Origin of the sequence: Streptococcus sp. SGI.013, from assembly GCF_050315295.1 — a bacterium.
Classification (GTDB): Bacteria; Bacillota; Bacilli; order Lactobacillales; family Streptococcaceae; genus Streptococcus; species Streptococcus porcorum.
The window spans coordinates 1-1,520 of sequence record NZ_JBNPOS010000070.1; the positions used below are offsets into that span (position 1 = coordinate 1).

General features: G+C 33.8%; 2 protein-coding genes and 1 pseudogene. All 3 read left to right on the top strand.

Features of this window, described 5'->3' with window-relative positions; all coding sequences use genetic code 11:
- The coding region (locus tag ACQRDX_RS09275; RefSeq protein ID WP_427896605.1) for a hypothetical protein at positions 1-497 on the top strand (497 nt) is incomplete at its 5' end.
- A 50-nt stretch (positions 498-547) separates the two neighbouring features.
- The gene (locus ACQRDX_RS09280) at positions 548-1,111 is read left to right on the top strand and encodes a hypothetical protein (protein ID WP_427896603.1); all 564 of its coding nucleotides are present in this window, start codon (positions 548-550) and stop codon (positions 1,109-1,111) included.
- Positions 1,112-1,161: 50 nt separating this feature from the next.
- A pseudogene (locus ACQRDX_RS09285) lies at positions 1,162-1,520 on the top strand (hypothetical protein); the annotation flags it as partial.

A 1,520-nucleotide genomic window follows, 5' to 3' on the forward strand; every position in this document is an offset into this window, starting at 1 on the left:
CTCTTACCAGCTTCCTTTACATCTATCATAATTTTTCCACCTACTTTATCTACTATGCCAAGCATATCCCTCACAAAAAAGGTGCTAATCCTGAAATGATATTTATTTTAGACTATCTAGACTATCTAGGAGAATCTTCCATTAAAGGATTACAGTATAATACAGACGGGAATAATGCGATCGTAAAAGATGATTCTTTTTCAGTAAGACAAGGATCTTTTAATCCCTCCGCCAAATATGAAGTCTCAATCTACAAGGATACAAATGAAGAGGTATTCCGTGTAAATTTGTTTGATAAGAGTGGGAAATTCATAGCTTACTATTATCAGAAGCCTGGTGTAAGAAAAGGCATTTATGATAAGAGTACTGTCAGACAAAGAGAGGCACAGAGCTATGTGGATGAGGTGATCAATCCCATTGTTGAAAAGATGGAGACAAAACCAAGCGTGAACTTACAATGGCTGTTCAATAAGATTTATCAAAAACGATTTGAATAGAAAACTATCATCGTATCAAGAAATCAAGTAAAAAACGGAGAAGATAAGCAATGAAAAAGAAAAAAATGTCTTTTATCAAAAGAATGATGATCACAATTGTTGTGCTAGCTATTGGCTCTCTTACCAGCTTCCTTTATATTGACCATAATTTTTCCACCTACTTCATCTATTATGCCAAGCATATCCCCCACGAAAAAGGTGCCAATCCTGAGATGGTATTTATTTCAGACTATCTAGACTATCTAGGAGAATCCTCTATCAAAGGTTTAAGATACGATACGGATGGGGATAATGCGATCGTAAAAAATCATTCATTTTTTGTAGGTCAAGGATCTTTTAAGCCCTCTTCTAAATATCTAGTTCTAATCTTCGAGGATACAAATGAAGAGCAAAGCCGCATATATTTGTTTGATAAGAGTGGGAAATTCATGGCTTACTATTATCAGAAGCCTGGTGTAAATAAAAGCATTTATGATAAGAGTGCTGTCAGACAAAAAGAGGCACAGAGCTATGTGGATGAGGTGATTGATCCCATTGTGGAAAAGATGGAGGTAAAGCCAAGCGTGAACTTACAATGGCTGTTCAATAAGATTTATCAAAAACGATTTGAATAGAAAGCAATTATCCTGTCCAGAAATCAAGTAAAAAACGGAGAAGATAAGCAATGAAAAAGAAAAAAATGTCTTTTATCAAAAGAATAATGATCACAATTGTTGTGCTAGCTATTGGATCTCTTACCAGCTTTCTTTACATCTATCATAATTTTTCCACCTACTTTATCTATTATGCCAAGTATATCCCTCACGAAAAAGGTGCTAATCCTGAAATGGTATTTATTTTAGACTATCTAGACTATCTAGGAGAATCCTCTATCAAAGGTTTAAGATACGATATGGATGGTCATAACTCAATTATCAAGGATAGTTCATATGTATTAATGCAAACTTATGATAATGATAATATGAGCTATGGAGTAGGATTTTTAAAAGAATATAATATCGAAAACTATCGTTTCTATTACTT